Here is a 19,790-nt window from a genome sequence, read left to right as displayed (position 1 = left end):
AAGGCATTTTTCTTTATAATAAAATCTCTTTTTTCAGTTCAGGATTAAAAAAATAAGAAAAAACCTAAAATAAAAAGTATATGTTTTGATTGATAACGTTAATTATCTCTTATATATTCAGTTATCACATTTAAAAACAAGAACATTAAATTCAGTTCGATTACATTTGGATAAATGCACGAGAAAATATGAGTGAAAAAAAAAATATTCCGTCTGACATGATTGCTTTTCCAGAACGGAATAAAACCAATCATCACGAAGAATTAGTGCTTGTTAATAAAAGACTCGCCCAACAAATAGAGGAACGAAAAGAACGTGCTGCAGAGTTGATTATTGCCAATAAAGAGCTTGCTTTTCAAAACAAAGAAAAAGAAAAACGTGCGGCCGAACTGGTTATCGCAAACTCAGAACTTGCCTATCAAAACCAGGAAAAAGAGGATCGTGCTGCTGAACTTGTTATTGCCAACAAAGAATTAACCTTCCAGAATAAAGAAAAAGAAAAACGTGCCGCAGAATTGGTTATTGCCAATACTGAACTGGCATATCAGAACAGGGAAAAAGAAAAACGCGCTGCAGAACTTCTTATTGCGAATGCAGAACTGGCATATCAAAATCAGGAAAAGGAAGATCGCGCTGCCGAACTTGTTATTGCCAATACTGAACTGGCTTTTCAAAACAAAGAGAAACAAAAACGGGCAGATGAATTAAGTATTGCCAATTCTGAGCTTTTATTTCAAAATAAAGAAAAAGAAAAGCGTGCTTCCGAATTGGTTATTGCAAATACAGAACTTGCCTATCAAAACCAGGAAAAAGAAGATCGTGCTGCTGAACTTGTTATTGCTAATAAAGAATTAACCTTTCAGAATAAAGAAAAAGAAAAGCGTGCTGCAGAACTGGTTATTGCCAATCAAGAACTGGCATATCAGAATAAAGAGAAAGAAAAGCGCGCTGCAGAACTTCTTATTGCCAATACAGAACTTACTTTCCAGAACAATGCAAAAGAAAAAAGTGCTGCCGAATTAATCCTGGCAAACAACGAACTTGAAGCTTTCACTTATATTTCAAGCCATCATTTGCAGGAACCTTTGCGTAAAATACAGGTTTTTTCGAACCGAATTATGACAGATGAACATCAAAATTTGACAGAGAAAGGAAAATTTTATTTCGATCGTATCGAAGTTTCTGCGCTTCATATGCGAGCGCTTATAAACGATCTGCTAACATATTCGCGAACAAGTGTAACCGAAAAGAAATTTGAAAATGTCAATTTGAATGAGATTATCAATAGCGTTCTTGAAGATTTACAAAAAGAAATTATAACAAAAAAAGCCGTTATCGAAATCTCCGGAAACTGTAAGGCTCATATAATTCCTTCTCAGTTTCACCAGTTAATATGCAATTTAGTTAGCAATTCGCTGAAATTTTCGACCAAGGAAAAAGCACCTCACATTACGATAGAAAGTGTTTACACGAAACCAAAAACGAAGAAAAATAAATCATCAGCTGATTATTGCCACATTATTGTAAGCGACAATGGTATTGGATTTGAACCTCAGTTCGAAAGCAGGGTTTTCGAGATGTTTCAGCAGCTAAACAACAAAACCGATTATAAAGGAACAGGAATTGGTCTCGCCATAGTAAAAAAGATTGTGGAAAACCATAACGGAATCATTACGGCAACCGGTAAATTGCATCACGGAGCTAAATTTGATATTTATATTCCGGTGGTGTAAATAAAAAAAGCCTTTTGTGAGATTCACAAAAGGCTTTTTGCAGAGAGGAAGGGATTCGAACCCTCGATACAGTTACCCATATACTAGCTTTCCAGGCTAGCTCCTTCAACCACTCGGACACCTCTCTAAATTGGTCTGCAAAGAACACAAAAAAATCTGACTTAGAAAAACAAAATCAACATTAGTTTATAAGAACTATCAATTTTATTTTTCGCCACGAATTTCACGAATTAGCACTAATTTTTATGTTGTTTGACCTAAAGGACCGTTTAAAATTGGAATGAATTTATGGCAAACTTTTCTCTTATTGTAGATCTCATCCTTCTACATACTTTTTCTAAATTCTTCCATAAACAATTTTACAGCCTTTTTTTGGTATGCTCCTTCGATCGTTAACATAAACGATTCTCTTTGTGTGGGAACTCCTGTAATCGCTATTGCTTTTAGATTATCCCAGCCTTTTAGGGCTTTCTCAGTCACAATTGTAACCCAGTCGCTCTCTTCTACCAATTGCAAAAGGGCATGAACTGCATTTAATTCGATCGAAACTTTGGGTTTCATATTATTTTTAAAAAACAATTCATCGAGAAATTCTCTTGAACTAAATCCTCTTACGGGTAAAACAAGCGGATATTCCCCTATTTTTTTGAAGGAAATTTTATCTAAAGATGCTAAAGGATGTGTTTTTGCTACCGCCATTACCAGATTCGAAGTAAATAATGGGATTTTCTGAATGGTCTCTTTTATTTCTTTGGACGAAATGACCAAAACCAAATCTAACTCGTTATTTAGTAATTTAGTTTCTAAAGGTTCAGTTGAACCATATTCTACCACGATTTTTAAATTAGGATATGTTTTTGCAAATAAGTTAACGATTGGCAAAACCAAAAGTCCAAAGATATAGGTAACGCCAATTCGTAATTCTCCGCCAATCATTTGGTTCAAATCATCGATCGCCTGTTTGCCACTTTGTACATTTTCGATGACTTGCTTGGCATGAATCAGGAAAACAGAACCAGCCTCTGTAAGCTGTACTTTTTTTCCAATCCTTACAAATAAAGGCATACCGAGTTCTTCTTCTAACTTTTTTATTTGTTGAGATAATCCTGATTGTGTCACAAAACACAACTCAGCCGCTTTTGTAAAATGCAATACTTCAGCAGTTTTAATAAAATATTCTAATTGATAAATTTCCATATCGATAAGTTTTAATACTCATTATCAGTAAAATTATTAATTTTTCTAATGAAATACTAATTCCGAACTTTGTAAAAAAATATCAGGCATCATGTTTAAAGCGTTAAAATCAAAAAACTTCAAGTTATTCTTTTATGGACAATCAGTTTCGGTAATTGGCACCTGGCTTCAAAAAACAGCCGTAAGTTGGATGGTTTACAGCGTTACAGGTTCTGTTTTCTTATTAGGATTAGCGACTTTTTTGAGCATGATTCCGTCTTTATTTCTGGCACCTTTGGCCGGAAGTATTATCGGGCGTTACGATAAACATCGTGCCATGATCTTATTACAATCTTTGGCAATGCTTCAGGCAGGAGTTTTGGCATTAATGATTTACTTAAAAATATACAACATCAACTTTATTCTGGCCCTAAGTCTAATTCAGGGAATCATCAATTCCTTCGACATGACTTGCAGACAAACCATGATGATTGATATTGTAGATAATAAAGAAGATTTGCCAAACGCCGTTGCCCTAAACTCTACATTAAATAATTTTGCCCGAATTGCCGGACCTGCATTAGCCGGAATTATTCTGCACAATTACGGAGAAGATATTTGTTTTATTGGAAACTTCCTGAGCTATATACCTGTTTTGATTTCGTTACTGATGATGAAAATCACACCGCATATTAAAGCAACCGATAAAATGAAAATGTATGACGATTTTATTGAAGGATTGGATTACGTTAGAAAAGAAACTGAAATGGCCAGAATGCTTTTGATGTTAATGTGCAGTAGTTTGTTTGTGATTTCTTTTAATACTTTAATGCCGGTTTTTGCCAAAGATATTTTTAGCGGAAATGCTCAAACCTTCAGTTGGTTCGAAAGTGCGGCCGGAATTGGATCTATTCTATCCGCCATTTATCTGGCCAATCTTAAAAAAGCAGATAATATGGGCAAAATAATGATCGCTGCGAGCTTGCTATTAGGCTTTAGCATCATTATACTTGCTTATTCGAATAGTTTAACTGTTGCACTTATTTGCATGGCACTGAGCGGTGTAGGCATGATGGCACAAACCTCATCTATAAACATTTACATTCAGACACAAAGCGCTGTAAACATGCGTTCCAGAAGTATTAGTTATTATTTGATGGCCTATCAGGGAATGATTCCTGTGGGAAGTTTGATTATTGGATACGTCTCACACATTATAGGAACCCGAAATACGGTTGCGATTCAGGGAATTATTTGTGTCCTTTCGGTAATTGTTTATGTGTATTATAAAAGACATACTTCTGATGAAGATGATTTAGAGACTTGTCAAGTTCCTTATAAAAATTAATAAATTCCAAATTTTTTAAATTCCAAATTCCAAGGGAAAGTATTGACTGAATCATCTAAGAAATTATAAGTCTGGGTTAAATTCCAATTGTATACAAACTTGGAAAGGGAAATTCTAGAGGAAAAAATTCCAAATTCCAATTCTTAGAAACTTTGACAAAGGTGGTTACGAATAGTAGACCCGGCAGGTTTTTTAAACCTGTCGGGTTTCGTTGTGTAAGCTTTGTCGAGTTTCTAGTGTGATTTCTCGTGCCTCGAAATGACAAAATTGACTAAAATATTGTTATAAAAACGATTGCCCTAGCCACGATAGAAGTGGAAATCCTTTTGTGTCCGCCGCGGTGGACACAAAAGATTGAAACGGATAGCGGGATTAGCTCCTGAAAAAAAGTTCGGTTTTATTCTGAAATTTGCAATGACAAACCTCATCAGTTTCAATTAATTTAAATAAACTTATATCACTTATATGGTGAAAATTTTATAACGAAAAAAGGAAACTCCAATTACTAAAAAAAAATCCAAATTCCAATCTTGAGATTTAATTCTCGCGTTTTGGAATTTGGAATTTTAAAATATTGGAATTTTTCTATTTATAACGAAATTTCCCCTCTCAAAGCTGTTTCGAAAATGGTTTTAAATTCAGCCTGAGGGATATTGTGACCTAACAAATACATTAGTTTTGTAATTGCGGCTTCTGTAGTAATGTCTTTTCCGGAGATAACGCCAAGAGATTTTAATGCTGTACTGGTTTCGTATTGTCCCATATTGACGCTTCCGCCGGAACATTGTGTTACGTTGACGATGTGCAAACCGGATTGAATGGCTTTCTGAATTAAATTTAAAAACCAATCTTCGGTTGGAGCATTTCCTGATCCGTAAGTTTCAAGAACGATTCCTTTTAAATCTTTAATGGCCAGAATCGAAGACAAAACGACTTCGCTCATTCCGGGAAACATTTTTATAATGGCAACATGATTGTCTAAATTCTTATGGACAATTAAATTTGCGTCTTCTTTTATAGGAAGAAATAAATGTCTGTTGAGTTTAAGATGTACGCCAGATTCTACCAATTCAGGATAATTTGGCGCTGTAAACGCTTTAAAATGTTCGGCATTTACTTTTGAAGTTCGGTTACCTCGGTACAATTTATATTCAAAATACAAACAAACTTCGGTGATTACCGGTTTTCCGTTTTCCTGTAACGAAGCAATCTGAATCGCTGTAATCAGGTTTTCTTTAGCATCGGTACGCAAATCTCCTATTGGCAATTGAGATCCTGTAAACACCACTGGTTTTGCTAAGTTTTCAAGCATAAAACTCAATGCTGAAGCCGAATATGACATTGTATCTGAACCATGAAGCACTACAAAACCATCATAAACAATGTAGTTTTCTTCTATAATTTCAGCAATTTTTGTCCATTCCCCCGGATTCATGTTCGATGAATCTATAGGATCTTCGAATGAAACGGTTTCAATCTCACAATCTAATTGTTTGATTTCAGGGATTTTTTGCAATAATTTTCCAAAATTGAACGCTTTGAGCGCGCCTGTCTCAAAATCTTTGCTCATACCGATCGTCCCACCGGTATAAATTAGCAATATTTTAGCTTTAAATGACATCCTGGTATTTTAATTTATTGACTACTGGATTGGCATACATAGATAAAAATCCTTGTCTTGTAACTGGATTATCGCTTCCGATACGCATTTCTAAACGACGCTCAAAAAGTGATTTTTCGCTGTCTTTGTATAAATGTGAGAATTTATTCGTTCCGTTTAAAATGTCGTAAGCAATAAAATTTGTTGGCCATAATTGGTAATTCTTTAAAACCGAATCATCAATAACTTGTGCCAAAGCCTGAATTTGTTTGTTAGCGTTGTCGTTTTCAGCCACAATTTGGTCAATTTCAGTATCAAGAACATCTCCAACAGAAATGTGTATTCTTTTTTTGGTTCCCATGATTCCACTTAAAATGGTCATGAAGTCCTCATTTTTTTCTTTAATATAAACTTCGTTGTTTGCTTCTGCCATTAATTGTGGCATTTTCAGAACATCTGTAGGATCGTATTCATATGAAATTGAAACCGGAACAATCTTTAATTTCTTAAAATAATCCATCAAATTGGCTTCATCAGAACCCATTCCGATCATTTTAAGAACTCCCGGATTGGTTTCGTCATTTCCGTCTTTCGTACGGCCTTCTCTTTGAGCAATCCATACTGAACGATTTTCGCGAAGCAATAACTGACCAATATATTCAGACAGCAATTTTGAGCTTTGTAGCATTTCTCTAGGCGTTAAACCTCTTAAAACCAGAAAGTTTCTGTTAAGTTTTGCCAAAGTGCTCAGGAATGCTTTTTTAACTAGATTATCTCCAATTGCCGATGCTGTCATGACCAAGCCATGTTCGAAAAGGCAAACGTTTAATAAAGTTGTATCTAAAAGAATGTCTCTATGATTAGAAACAAATAAATAAGAAGTATTTTTTTCCAGTTTCTCAAAACCTGAAGTTGTAAGTCCTTCAGAGCTTTTCTCCAGAACTTTTTGTACAGTATTATAAATAAAGTTGCATTGGAAATCACGTATCGAATGTGTTTTCTTCAATTGCTCTTTCCAAACCTGATCTTCTACTTCCGGAAAAGTAAAGTTCATCATGGCTTTCATCATCGGATGATTGGCAACACCATGAAGGGCTTCATTTATTTCAGAATCATAAAACGGTCGAATGGCATCAAATCTCTGCATTATTTATATTGGTTTTAAGTGGGCAAAAGAACAAAAAAAAAATTAAACTATTGTAAGGTATAAATTAAATCCCAAAAACGTTTACAGAATTTTGTGTTGTTCGTTGTGCAATTTCCTCTTCAGAAACATCATACAGATCTGCCAATTTAGAAATAACATTTACTAAATAACTGCTTTCATTGCGTTTTCCGCGATAGGGAATTGGTGCTAAATAAGGGGAATCTGTTTCTAAAACGATATGTTTCAAATCGATTTGGTTTAAAAACTGATCGATTTTTCCGTTTTTAAATGTCACTACTCCTCCAATTCCCAACTTCATATTGTAAGATATCGCCTGAAGTGCCTGTTCGTGTGTTCCTGAAAAACAATGAAAAATCCCAAATAAATCATCTGATTTCTCTTGTTCCAATACTTCAAAAATTTCATCAAAAGCTTCACGGCAATGAATTACTATCGGTAATTTATATTGTTTGGCTAACTGAATTTGTCTCTTAAAAGCAATTTGTTGTTCTTTCAAATGTGTTTTATCCCAATACAAATCGATTCCGATCTCTCCAACGGCATAAAATTTTCGTTTTGCCAGTTCGGTTTCTACGTGCTTTAACTCATCTTCGTAATTATTTTTCACGTAAGTGGGATGCAAACCCATCATCAGGAATACATGATCGGGATAATTTTGTTCCAGATCATACATAGATTGTGTTGCAGCGGCATCGATAGCAGGAATAAAAAAGCGTGTTACTCCGGCATTTATCGCTCTTTGCATCATTTCGTCGCGATCCTGATCAAATTCTTCAGAATATAAGTGGGTGTGCGTATCGGTAATTATGGGTATTGAATTCAAGTGTTTAGTTTTTAAAGGTTCAAAATTACGACAATATTAAAAACTTTCCCAATTGGAATGTGATGGCACACGGATGACACGGATTCACTTTGTGAAAGCGCGGATGGGTGCGGATTTTTTTCTTGTTGTGTCACAAAAAAATCCGCAAAGTATTTTATCTCTTTGCGAATATTCGTGTATTCTTTGTGTATTTTGTGAATTCCTTTTCCTAATTCAACTCGTCGAGAAGTTTCTCTACATCGTCATAATTTTCGTAATCCTGCGAAATGGTTTCAAGGATTTCTTTACACTCTGTATATTTTTTTTGTTTCAATTTAGACAAGGCAAAACTCCATGTTGCTTTATCTTTATAGGCAGATGTTCCTGATCTCAATTCATTAAAAACACTTTCGGCTTTTGGGTATTTACTTTCTTCCAGTAAAGCAACACCATAAAAATATTGAATTTCGGGTGTTTTATTTTCCTTTAAAATTTCTTCAAAAAGGGGAATTGCTGTTGCATATTTCCCATCGTTAAAAGCGGTTTGCGCTCCTATTAATGCTGCGTTTGTATCTCCTCTTTCTACAAACGAAGCCGTTTCGGGATTATCATAATCGGCAAAAGACGGATTGTTATAATCAAAAAAGAAGAGTCCGAACAAAATAATAACAGATGCCGCGGCGGCTAAATACCAAGGTCGCATTACCACCACTTTTGGTTTACTGGTATTAAAATGTTTATCCGAAATTGTGGTCAGATTTGCTTTAAACGCTTCTCTTTCTTCTTCAAACTCAAATTTGTTTTTAAGGCGTAATTGTACTTCCTTGAATGTTTCAAATTCCGAAGACAATTCATGATCCTCAGATAATTGTTTTTCAAAATTATCTTTTTCCTCAACCGTCATTTCTCCCTGAAGATATTGATCAAATAATATATAGCGTTCTTCGTTCATGACTAATTATTTTTTAACGATTTAAAATTTTTGGCTTCCTGAATCCACTGCGTTAACAGGCCCACACATAACGATTTCTTTTTACGAACGTAACCGTAAGTAACGTTAAGCTTCTCGGCAACTTCTTCCATTGTTTTAGTGGTAAAGCTCAGTTTTAATAACTCCTGGCATTTATCTCCCAGTTTTAGAAACATGGCATCAAAAAGCTGCTGTTTTTCATCAAATTCTTCTGTGTGAGTAATTAATTCTATTGCAGATTCATTCATAGATACCGCATCTTCATTAATTGTTACCCCTTTGTTCGATGTTTTTTTGAGTTCGTTAAGCCATTTTCTTTTACACAGTAAGAAAAAGTAAGCATCAAACGGGCAAGTGAGCTGTAGTGTATTGGCTTTGGCCTGATTAAAAAGCAAAATCATAATTTCCTGAACTACATCCTGAGCATGTTCCTTATCTCCGGAATTGTTCATAATGAACATCACCACTTTTGGAACAAACTTTTTGTAAATCGTCTGAATGATTGCCGAGTCATTTGCGGCAAGTCCCTCAATATACATTTGATCAGGATGAATTTTACTTTTTCCCATAAAAAAAACTTTTTGTAGCTAATTTAAAAAACAATTGTAAATAAATTTCACAATATAGGGTAACAATTAACATATCTAACTGATATATCGTAGCAAAAGAGTCTAGCACTTACTCATTTGCGCAATTAGTAGCCAAAATCTTTTCTAAAATCAATTTAAAACTAAGAGAAATGGAAACCTATCAATTTGTAACCGAAAAAAACATAGACCAGTTTAACCAAATGATTTCGGCCAAAACCCGAAATGGTTTTGTAATCACAGAACATAACGAGAAACTGCCTTACGTGGTTTTATCCAAAGAAAAAAAAGCAGTCAGACATTCTCTTCATTTGTTTCTTACCTGTATCACCTTTGGGCTTTGGTCAATTGTCTGGATTTATTTAAGTATTACGCTTTCGCGGAAAAAAAACATACTGGTTGCCGTAGATGAAGACGGAAATTTATTTGAAGATAAATGCCTTTCAAAAGAAAATTAAAACAAAATAAAAACAGGGGTAACAATTTTATTAGCCAGTTGATATAATATCAGAATATAAATTGAAGATATTTTTTAAAACCAAGGGTAATAATATCAAACCCAAATTGATATAAGAATATAATTAACAACCAAAATCTGGGAACCACCTGAAACAATCAGGACAGATTTATAAAAACTAGAAATCATGAACACAAACTTTAAAAAATTAGGAGTTTTATTTTTATTGTTAATCACTTTCGTGAGTTGCGACAATGGCGATGACAATAACACAGACTATCTTATTTTGCCTCCAACAGCAGCAGCTTTTAAAAGCATTAGCGAAAAAGGAGTTTCAGCAAATAAACAAAAATTTACCATTACAGCAGGAACTGGTGTAGTAACCATAACATCTGCAAAAGGGGTAAAATTAAACATCAACGGAGATTGCCTCACTAAAAACGGAGTTGCCGTAACCGGAGCTGTAGACATCGAATACATCGAACTTTTTGACAAAGGAACTATGCTCGTGACCAATAAACCTACAATGGGAGTTATGCCTGACGGAAAGAAAAACTTACTGATTTCAGGCGGAGAATTCTTTATCAAAGCTACTCAGGGCGGAGTTGAGCTTAAAACTTCCTGCTACATGAATTTAATCGTACCAGCAGCTTTAACAGATGGAATTGACAATGCAATGACATTATGGGCCGGTAAAATCGATGAAAAAGGAGAATTAGCCTGGGAACAACCAAAACCAAATGCTGACGGAACTGGAGGAAAAGGCGGTGTACAAGGCGAAGGAGCTAATTATTATGTAACTTTTGGCAACTTTGGATGGACAAACGTTGACCGTTTTTACAGCGACCCAAGACCTAAAACTACCCTTCTTGTGGCTGCTCCTACTGGTTATGACAACAACAATAGCGCCGTTTACCTGTCATACGATGGCGAAGGAAACAATGCATTGGCCAAATTGGATACTTACACCACCGCAGGATTGTTTAGCGAACATTACGGACAAATTCCGATTGGTTTAAAATGTCATGTGATTTTTGTAACCGAAGATAATGGCCAATGGCGTTATGCGATCAAAGCGGTAACCGTTGCTGCAAACGATGTTTACACCTTTACTTTGGCCGAAACAAATGTTGGTACCGAAGCGCAACTTGTAGCTGCAATCAATGCTATTCAGTAACTTACAAAATACTTTTAAGAAAAAGTGGTGATTTGCTCATCACTTTTTTTTACATTTAATCCAGTTTTCAAATTCAATTCTGATCATTTTTAGAAGCTAATCCTGCTATCCGTTGCAATCTTTTGTTTTTCTAAAGAAAAAAACAAAAGGATTTCCACTCCTATCAGGGCTAAAAAACCTCAAGTTATGAAACCACTATCGTCTATTTTCTTTATTCTATTTTCTTTTCTCTCAATAGGACAAACCAAAGTAAAAGACACCATAACCCGTAGAGCGAATATTGTTTTTATCCAAAATGGAAATGCCGTTACCTACAAACCCGAAATGCCGCCACTAATACCTATTGCCGGCGCACCAAAACCAAGTTACTCCTATTTATGGGAATTGGGCGACGGACACTACAGCAAAGAAGCCGAACCCAAACATGTCTATAAAAACAAAGGAACCTATACTACAAGGCTTGCCGTAACCAACAATTACGACAACGGAAAACCTCCGGCAACACGACCTAAAAAAGTCGCCATAAACGATATTACCGACACTAATTATAAAGACATTGTTTCAATCGCAGACCAAAACGGATTTACAATCTTAAAAAATTGCGACCCCATTCCGAAGCAGGAAATGGTAGTCGTAGTAGGTTATCAAAATCTGGAGAATTATGTATCGAGCGGAAAGCTTTATTTGTTCTATAACGAGAAACAATTTAAAAGCAATAATTTCGAATTAACAGACTTTCGAACCTATGCCAACGAGCGTGAAATAAAAGAAAAAACGATTGCTGCTGTCAATGATCTTGATGATTCTAATAATTATCTGGCTTCCGCCGAAAATAGTTTCAAAACCAAAAAATATAGAAACACCACTACCGAAGAAGATCTTGACGCATCGTTATTAGACGCCAATAAAACCTATCATAACGTTTCGGTTTTAGAATTTGATGATGCCAATCCGGGAGAAACCCGAAATGTGTTTTATACGTTTAAAACCACTCCCGAAATGATCAAAGACACCAGCGCAACGGTTACTATGCGTGGTATTTTTGTACCCAACAGAAGTTATAAAAACCACAAGATAAAAAACCTAGAAATGGAAATTGTAACTTCTCACGATCCTAACAAAATGGGATCTAACGGAAGTTTTATGAATTACAGGCTGGTGCGTTTTAAACGAGTAAATTTTAAAACCCGTTTCCAGAATAACGGCGAAGGTCCCGCAAGAATGATCCGTCTTGAAACCGATGTTCCGGATATGTTCGACAAGAAAACATTTAAGGTCGAAGATATGTATCCTAAATGCCCGATTTGCCCAAAAGATGAAGTTCCTACCGTAAGTTGTCTGGATACTATTATCAAGAAAAATCAAATCTTTTTTACTTTCAAAAACATTTATTTACCCGGCAGCGAACAAAAAAATATACACGAAAAAGACAGTACAAAAGGTTTTGTAAAATACTCGATGAAATTTGCCGAGGATTTTCATAAAGTAAAAACCCGAAGCCGTACCGCAATTATCTTCGATAAAAATGAGCCTATAATTACCAATTATGCCACTACCCGATTCCTACCCGGAATTTCGATTGGTGCAAAAGCGGGTTATAATGTATATCCTGATCTCGAAAAATCGACCAGTTATTTTGTGGGTGCCACCATTTCGCCTTTTAAATCGTATCGCTTTTACTGGCAGGCCGAATGGCTCAATGCCATCAATAAATACGAAAGTGGTGCAACAGTTGTCGATCAAAATGTGGTAAACCCAAATGGCGTAAAGCAATTTCAACGCACCACCACAACTACAGAAAATAAAAGTGTAAACTGGGAAATACCGGTTTTGATCAGATATAATATTAATAATTATATTGGCGTTGGCGCCGGAGTTCAGGCTAATTTTGATGTTTCGTCTGAACAAACTATAAACAAAAAAATTGAAAGTTTTGAAGGTGGAACCGATCAGTTTTTAATGGACACAAGAACCGAATCAAGTTCGGTCAAAAACTCCTTTGTCAATTTAAAAACCGGGCTTTTATTTGATTTAACATTAGGTTTCGCGAGAATCGGACCGAGTTTAGGCGCGCGATACGTGATGAATTTTGAACAGAATTTCAACTACTTTCAATTTTACGGAATCTGGAAGTTTTAGAGTCATTACGCAGAGATGCACAGAGATTTTGCGCAGAGGTACGCGAAGTTATTAAAAAAAGTTCACCACAAATTCCGCAAATTAGGATTGTGTTTGCTTGATGCTTTTAATTTCTAATCTTTATAATTTGTGAAAATTTGCGGAATTTGTGGTAAAAAAATCTTAGTGAATCTCTGCACAAAATCTTTGCGAGTCTTTGCGAAATAAAAACATCTATGAAAAAACTATATTGCTATATCTTATTTTTTGCAACGCTGATTCTATTTGGACAGAATCAGGAAGATAAAATATACAATGCAATTGATGTTTTTGTGGCGAATCCTTCCGCGAAAGCGTTACAAAATTTATCTACTCTTGAAACTAATTTTTGGAAAAACACTAAACCAAAAACCAAAGATGAACTTCTTGCCATTGTAGTTTTAAATTGCAATAAAGCCTACTATGAAAACCAATTCGGGGAAACCGAAAAAGCGATTGCGAGTTATGAGAAAGCGTGGCAGATTTATCAAAAAAACAAACTTACCGATTACGACATCATCGAATTTTGTCTGAAACCTCTGGGCAATTTATATACTGTTTTGGGCGATTACGATAGCGCCGAAAATATAATCAAACAATACTTTTTTATTGTAAATACTTCTAAAAACTATCCTGACGCTCAAAAGCAAAAGTTTGCAGCAATTCTGAATTTATCGAATGTGTATCAGAGTTCCGGTAAAATTTCTTTGGCAATCGAATTATTAGAAAATATTTTAAAAACAGAAAAATTATCGAATTCTCAGAAAGGGATTTTATTGAATAATTTAGGGAATAGTTATTGGCTAGGTTCAAAGCAAATCATATGGATTAAAAACGCACCTCACAATGCCGAAAAAGCATTTGAATCTTCCATACAATGTCTCAAAAACGAAAAAGATCAATTGGAAACTTTATCCAATTCTTATCGAAATTTAGCTTCAATGAATCGCCAATGGCAACGATTTGAAATTGCTAATTCTTACATCGAAAAGGCTGAGAAACTATTTTTACAAACTACAAATCCACAACCCAGAAAATTGGCAAAATTGTATTATGAAAAAGCCTTACTGCTTTTTGATGAACAAAAATATACTGAAAGCACAAAGGAAATTACGACCGTTTTTAAAGTTTTAATTCCTAGTTATAATTCAAAGAATACTCTCCCAAATCAAGATCAATTGTATTCGGAAACGGTTTTAGTTGATGCACTCGATTTGCAGGCAGAAATTTTAAAAATAAATGAGCCTAAAAAAGCATTAAGAGCTTTTGAACTTTCTTTTTATATCGAAGATTTATTAATGAATAGTTTGGTTTACGAAAACTCAAAGATTCTGATGCAATTACGATCCCGAAATCGCGCTGAAAAATGTATTTCGATTTATGATCAATTATTTAAAAAAGAAAATAAAATTCAATATCTGGAAGAAGCTTTTCAATTGGCCGAAAAAACGAAATCTGGAATATTAAAAAGCTACAGATCGAATATTAAAAATGCTTCGACAGAAGAAAAACAGCTTTTACAAGAATTCCAAAATCTTAATAATGCCATTTTAAAAGAACAACAAAAAGGAAATTCAGCAAATATTTCGAAGATCAATCAATTCATTAAAAAGCAAAGCGAATTGATGATCTGGCTGAAAAAATTACAATCTCAAAATCCTGAATATCTTGCCAAAAAATCCGATTTAAAAACATTGTTTTCAAAATTAGAAAATGACAAAGCCATAATGGTTTATTACTTAATGGGATATGACAGATTGTATTTTTTTATTTTACAAAACAACCGAATTAATCTCAATCATATTAATATTACCGATACTGCAATTCCGAAAATTGTACAATTTATCGATTATTTTAGCAATGCAAGTGCTATCACAAATGATATTTCCGGATATAATCATTACGGAAAAATAGCTTATGATATGTTGAAAATACCTCAGAATACAATCTATAAAAACCTAATTATTGTTCCTGACGGAGTTTTAAATTTCCTTCCTTTCGAAGCTTTAATTACGCAAGAATCATCAACAACGAATTTTGCTAAAATGCATTATTTACTGAATGATTTTAGGATTGCTTATAATAATTCGGCTAGTAATTATCTGAATTCAAAACCGGTTTCAAAATCTAAAACAGTTTTAGGAATCTTTCCCATTTTCGAAAAAACGGCTTTTGAATTGAGCTATTCGAAAAAAGAACTGGAATCTATACAAAGTAATTTTAAAGGAAAATATCTGGAAAATACAGAAGCGAGTTTTTCTAATTTTAAAAATAATGCCAATCAATATTCGATTTTGCATTTAAGCACACATGCTTCTTCGGGCGATGTTGAAACTCCGGCAAGCATCAAATTCTATGATCAGGAAATCTTATATTCTGAATTGTATAGCCTCAACATCGATCCGGATCTGGTTGTTTTAAGTGCCTGCGAAACCGGAATTGGTAAACTCTACAAAGCCGAAGGCGCAATGAGCGTGGCAAGAGGTTTTCAGTTTGCAGGGGCAAAAAATCTACTGTTCTCTTTATGGAAGGTGAACGATTATACCACATCGGTTTTTATGGCTGATTTTTATAAAAACATTAAAAAAGATGTTCTGTATTTTGAGGCCAATACGAATGCAAAACTTGCTTTTTTACAGGATAAGTCAATGCCAAATGCAAAGAAATCGCCTTATTACTGGAGTTCTTTTGTGTATTATGGTTCTATTTCAGAAGAAGAAAAATCGACAAATTATATCTTTTACATCATTAGTTTATTGACAGTAATTGGTTTATTTTTGGTTTTCAATCATTATCGAAAATGGAAAATCTTCACGAGGTTCTCAAAAAAGAGAAATACAAAAAAATAAAATTCAAAGTTACCAAAACGCAACATCTTTTAATAAAAGCCAAAATCAATGGGGTTTCAGGAAATTTCATTTTAGATACCGGAGCTTCGAATTCCTGCGTAGGATTTGAAAGTATCGAACGTTTTGAACTGAATGCAAAAAAATCGAAAACCAAAGCTTCAGGAGCTGGAGGAACTGGTATGAAAACACAGATTTCATCAAACAATAATTTACAATTGGGAAGCTGGAAAAATCAGGATTTCAACCTTGTCATTTTTGACCTATCGCATGTAAACGAAGCTTTAGAAGCCTACAAAGCAAAACCGGTTCACGGCATTATTGGCGCTGATGTCTTATTGGAAGGAAAGGCAATTATAGATTATTATAATCATTATTTGTATTTGAAATAAGAAATTCCAATAGAGAAAATCCAAATTCCCAATTTCAATCTGACGTTATAATATAATCCATAAAAAAAATCCCAAACTCCTTTCGGAATTTGGGATTTTTCAGTCTAAAATTAAATCAATTAATGGGTATGTTTAGGATTAAAACCGTCTTCACTTAATTCTGTGTGCTCATAATCAGCAACCATTTCAGCTTCATAATCGATTTTTTCTCCTTTAGAGAATTTATGAATAATTTTCTCCATGATGTTATAAATAACAGGAACTACGATCAGGGTTAAGAATAAAGAAGAAATTAATCCTCCGATAATTACCCAGGCCAATCCGTTTTTCCATTCAGCTCCTGCTCCAGATGCTAATGCAATTGGGAACATACCAAATACCATCGCAATTGTTGTCATCAGGATCGGACGTAAACGAGCGTGATTCGCCTGAATTAATGCCGTTCTGATTGATTCTCCTGCTGCTCTTCTTTGGTTGGTGTAATCGACAAGCATGATCGCATTCTTACACACCAGACCAATCAACATGATGATACCTAAAATCGTAAAGATATTTAATGAGTTGTTTGTTAATGCCAGGGCTAACATCGCTCCGATAAAGGAAAGCGGGATAGCAAACAATACCACAAACGGGTGAACGAAACTGTCGTACAAACTCACCATTACTAAGTAAACCAAAATAATTGCGGCTAATAAAGCGATTCCTAAAGTACCAAATCCTTCAGATTGGTTCTCCTGGTCACCTCCCCAGATATAGTTTACTCCGGCTGGTTTTTTAAGCTTATCTAATTTTGCCTGCCATTGTGTAACAATTGTTCCCGATGGTACCCCAACGTTTTGTCCTTTTACGGTTACAGAAGCCGATTTATCTCTACGCTCTAACTGGCTAGGTCCTGAACCTTCTGTAATATCTGCAAATTGAGACAATTTAATTTGTTGTCCTGCTGCATTAATAAATATCAAATTACTTACATCAGTAATACTTTTTCTGTCGAATGCATTGTATCGAATGTTGATATCGTATTCGTATTCTCCAGCTCTGTATTTACCATCTGTATTACCGCTAAATGCAGTTTGCATGGTTAAACCAACTGTTTGAAGTGTTAATCCTAAAGCAGCCATTTTATCACGGTCTACTTTTACGTTGATCTCAGGGTTTCCGTCCTCAACAGTTAATTTAATCTCTGTTGTTCCAGGAATAGTACGTAATTCAGCTTCGGCTAATTTTGCAAATGCCATAGCACTTTCTGTAGACGGACCTGTTACAATTAATCCTAATGTTGCATCTTCGGCAGTACCTAAGATACCTACAGGAACTGTTTTTACTTTTGCTCCAACCAATACTTTTTCAAGCTTACGTTTGATTTTTGCAGCGTAAACATTCGCATCATCCGTACGATCTTTTTGTTCGATCATTTTTACGTCGATCTCTGCTTTGTATGCCGTAGCTTGCGATGCTCCAAAACCTTCTGAAGTTTGTCCTACAGTTGTAATTTGGCTATGAACGTATTCTTGTGCTTTTAAGTAAGCCTCAGCTTTTTGAGTCATGAAGTTCGTTTGTTCTAACGAAGCATCTTTTGGCATTTCGATCTGAACTAAGAACTCCCCACTATCAGATGATGCGAAAAACTCTCCTCCAATGAATCCACCTCCCATTAATCCTATTGTAGATCCAAAGAACAAGATCAATACAACAGCAAGAGTTTTATAATAATGATCTAAACACCAGGTCAATAATTCAGAAACCCAGTTAGTGAAACGTGTTAAATAACTTTCGAAACCAAGAATAATTCTTCCAAATAAATTCTTTCCTTCAATATGCTCTAATTTACCATAACGAGATGATAACCAAGGGATAATTGTAAACGAAGCTAAAAGTGATAGTAAAGTTGATATAATTACAGTAACACAAAATTGTGTAATGATATTAGATACCAATCCTGAACTCATCGCGATTGGTAAAAATACTACCACAATTACTAATGTAATTGAAGTTACAGTTCCACCAATTTCGGCAGTACCATCGTACGAAGCACGAATTCGGCTTTTACCCATTTCCATGTGCCTGTAGATATTTTCTAATACCACAATCGCATCATCGACCAGAATACCAACCACAAGAGATAATCCTAATAAACTCATTAAGTTTAGGGTGTATCCCATTAAATAAATACCAATAAAGGTTGCAATCAACGATGCCGGAATAGAAACCATTACGATCAGCGAGTTTCTAATACTGTGCAGGAAGAACAACATTACGAAAGCTACCAGAACTACCGCAATTAATAAATCGTGTACTACAGAGTCTGCAGCTTCAAGAGTAAAAACAGTACTGTCTTTTGCAACTTCTAATTTTAGCTGGTTTACTTTATAATCTTTTTCAAGAATGGCAATCGTTTTTAATAATTGCTCACTTACCGCCACCGCATTCGCATCAGATTGTTTTACGATTTGTAAAACGATCGCACTTTTTTGATCTACACGTGATATTTTTTCAGCAATTTTTTGAGTATCCTGAACATCGGCAATATCACTTAAACGAACCTGAATTCCGTTTTGAGAAGAAACCACTAAGTTTCTTAATTCTCCAACACTTTTATATTTACCCGCTAAACGAATTAATATTTTTTGATCACGAGTCTGGATGTTTCCTGTTGGGAAATCTAAGTTCGAAGTCAAAATAGTTTGTTGTACCTGCGGAACAGACAATCCGTAACCCTGCATTTTTACAGCATCAAGATTTACCTGAATTTCACGCTCTGAACCACCAATGATATTTACCTGGGCAACACCTTGTACACGAGATAAAATAGGAGCAATTTTTTTGTCAATTAAGTCATAAAATGCTGCTTCATCCATTTTTCCGTTGGCACCCAATGTCATAATTGGTAAATCACTCAGCGAGAACTTGGTTAGTGCCGGCGTTTTTACATCATCCGGTAAATCACTAATAATGGCGTTAATTTTACGCTGCGCATCATTCAAAGAAAAATCGACTTTTGCGTTTGATGTCAGTGTAATCGAAACAATAGACAAACTCTCGTATGACTTTGAGTCAATTTTCTTAACATTCTCTAAGGAGGCAATCGCATCCTCAATTTTCTTGGTCACGGTATTTTCTACCTCACTTGGAGAAGCTCCAGGATAAATAGTAGAAATTGTAATAACGTTTTGTTCAAATTTCGGGATCAGCTCGTAGCCTAATTGGCTGTAGCTGAACAATCCACCAAGAGTCAGAATTGTAAACAGTACAATTACCAACGACGGACGTTTTATGGATATTTCGGCTAATTTCATATATTTTTTCTTTACGCTTTAGGCTGTAGGCCGTAGGCTTTAAGCTTTGAAACAGCTTATAGCCTATAGCTTAAGGCTTAT

General features: G+C 34.9%; 14 protein-coding genes and 1 tRNA gene. 7 read left to right on the top strand and 8 right to left on the bottom strand.

Annotated elements, in window-relative coordinates; all coding sequences use genetic code 11:
- Positions 1–188: 188 nt before the first annotated feature.
- Positions 189–1,733, top strand: a complete 1,545-nt coding sequence (locus IRZ78_RS03595; protein ID WP_228520352.1) for an ATP-binding protein — start codon at positions 189–191, stop codon at positions 1,731–1,733.
- Positions 1,734–1,773: 40 nt separating this feature from the next.
- Here IRZ78_RS03595 and IRZ78_RS03590 read toward each other — a convergent pair.
- Together IRZ78_RS03590 and IRZ78_RS03585 are read right to left on the bottom strand one after the other, a co-directional pair.
- Positions 1,774–1,860: transfer RNA gene (locus IRZ78_RS03590), tRNA-Ser, on the bottom strand.
- A gap of 197 nt (positions 1,861–2,057) precedes the next feature.
- Positions 2,058–2,930 (bottom strand): LysR substrate-binding domain-containing protein, encoded by an 873-nt coding sequence (locus IRZ78_RS03585; protein WP_194615214.1) that lies wholly within the window; start codon positions 2,928–2,930, stop codon positions 2,058–2,060.
- Positions 2,931–3,021: 91 nt separating this feature from the next.
- Between IRZ78_RS03585 and IRZ78_RS03580 the strand changes: the two genes are divergently transcribed.
- Positions 3,022–4,257 carry an MFS transporter gene (locus IRZ78_RS03580; RefSeq protein WP_194615213.1) on the top strand — a complete coding sequence of 412 codons (1,236 nt, stop codon included), beginning with the start codon at positions 3,022–3,024 and terminating at the stop codon, positions 4,255–4,257.
- Between the two features lie 589 nt (positions 4,258–4,846).
- Here the strand turns inward: IRZ78_RS03580 and IRZ78_RS03575 are convergent.
- From IRZ78_RS03575 to IRZ78_RS03555, 5 genes are all read right to left on the bottom strand, one after another.
- Entirely contained in the window at positions 4,847–5,878 is a 1,032-nt protein-coding gene (locus tag IRZ78_RS03575) for an asparaginase (protein WP_194615212.1), read from the bottom strand.
- Complete coding sequence (locus tag IRZ78_RS03570) at positions 5,868–7,004, bottom strand: 1-acyl-sn-glycerol-3-phosphate acyltransferase (RefSeq protein WP_194615211.1); 1,137 nt, start codon at positions 7,002–7,004, stop codon at positions 5,868–5,870. The genes IRZ78_RS03575 and IRZ78_RS03570 overlap by 11 nt, the downstream gene beginning before the upstream one ends.
- A 64-nt stretch (positions 7,005–7,068) precedes the next feature.
- The gene (locus IRZ78_RS03565) at positions 7,069–7,848 is read right to left on the bottom strand and encodes a TatD family hydrolase (protein WP_194615210.1); all 780 of its coding nucleotides are present in this window, start codon (positions 7,846–7,848) and stop codon (positions 7,069–7,071) included.
- Positions 7,849–8,056: 208 nt separating this feature from the next.
- Positions 8,057–8,779 (bottom strand): CDC27 family protein, encoded by a 723-nt coding sequence (locus IRZ78_RS03560; protein WP_194615209.1) that lies wholly within the window; start codon positions 8,777–8,779, stop codon positions 8,057–8,059.
- A gap of 2 nt (positions 8,780–8,781) precedes the next feature.
- Complete coding sequence (locus IRZ78_RS03555) at positions 8,782–9,366, bottom strand: sigma-70 family RNA polymerase sigma factor (protein ID WP_194615208.1); 585 nt, start codon at positions 9,364–9,366, stop codon at positions 8,782–8,784.
- 170 nt (positions 9,367–9,536) lie between these two features.
- On the opposite strand from IRZ78_RS03555, the gene IRZ78_RS03550 reads away from it, so the two are divergent.
- From IRZ78_RS03550 to IRZ78_RS03530, 5 genes are all read left to right on the top strand, one after another.
- The gene (locus tag IRZ78_RS03550) at positions 9,537–9,842 is read left to right on the top strand and encodes a hypothetical protein (RefSeq protein WP_194615207.1); all 306 of its coding nucleotides are present in this window, start codon (positions 9,537–9,539) and stop codon (positions 9,840–9,842) included.
- Between the two features lie 186 nt (positions 9,843–10,028).
- Positions 10,029–11,018: a hypothetical protein gene (locus tag IRZ78_RS03545; protein ID WP_194615206.1), complete on the top strand. Its 990-nt coding sequence runs from the start codon at positions 10,029–10,031 to the stop codon at positions 11,016–11,018.
- Positions 11,019–11,204: 186 nt separating this feature from the next.
- Positions 11,205–13,157, top strand: a complete 1,953-nt coding sequence (locus tag IRZ78_RS03540) for a PKD domain-containing protein (RefSeq protein ID WP_194615205.1) — start codon at positions 11,205–11,207, stop codon at positions 13,155–13,157.
- A gap of 215 nt (positions 13,158–13,372) precedes the next feature.
- Positions 13,373–16,024 (top strand): CHAT domain-containing protein, encoded by a 2,652-nt coding sequence (locus IRZ78_RS03535; RefSeq protein WP_194615204.1) that lies wholly within the window; start codon positions 13,373–13,375, stop codon positions 16,022–16,024.
- Positions 15,976–16,413: a retropepsin-like aspartic protease gene (locus IRZ78_RS03530; protein WP_194615203.1), complete on the top strand. Its 438-nt coding sequence runs from the start codon at positions 15,976–15,978 to the stop codon at positions 16,411–16,413. Before IRZ78_RS03535 ends, IRZ78_RS03530 begins: the two co-directional genes overlap by 49 nt.
- A gap of 119 nt (positions 16,414–16,532) precedes the next feature.
- On the opposite strand, the gene IRZ78_RS03525 is transcribed toward IRZ78_RS03530, so the two are convergent.
- Positions 16,533–19,709 (bottom strand): efflux RND transporter permease subunit, encoded by a 3,177-nt coding sequence (locus IRZ78_RS03525; RefSeq protein WP_194615202.1) that lies wholly within the window; start codon positions 19,707–19,709, stop codon positions 16,533–16,535.
- Between the last annotated feature and the right edge of the window lie 81 nt (positions 19,710–19,790).

It is taken from the genome of Flavobacterium sp. CSZ, assembly GCF_015350725.1.
Classification (GTDB): domain Bacteria; phylum Bacteroidota; class Bacteroidia; order Flavobacteriales; family Flavobacteriaceae; genus Flavobacterium.
Note: the sequence above shows the minus strand (reverse complement) of the source record. Positions and strands in the feature narration are given on the sequence as shown.